1 pseudogene is annotated in these 221 nt (G+C 66.5%); it reads left to right on the top strand.

Going from position 1 to position 221, the window contains the following annotated elements:
* Positions 1–221, top strand: a pseudogene (locus J0695_RS42600) (DNA topoisomerase IV subunit B); the annotation flags it as partial.

Genomic DNA, 221 nt, shown 5'->3' with positions numbered 1-221 from the left:
GCATCAGCGAGTTCTGCGAGTTCCTGGCCACCGACAAGGCCGTCTGCGACACCCTCCGCTTCACGGGGCAGGGCACCTTCAAGGAGACGGTCCCGGTCCTGGACGAGTACGGACAGATGACACCCACCGAGGTGACCCGCGAGCTCGGCGTCGACGTCGCGATGCGCTGGGGGACCGGCTACGACACGACGCTCCGGTCGTTCGTCAACATCATCGCCACC

Source organism: Streptomyces beijiangensis (genome assembly GCF_017315755.1).
GTDB lineage: Bacteria > Actinomycetota > Actinomycetes > Streptomycetales > Streptomycetaceae > Streptomyces > Streptomyces beijiangensis.
Note: the sequence above shows the minus strand (reverse complement) of the source record. Positions and strands in the feature narration are given on the sequence as shown.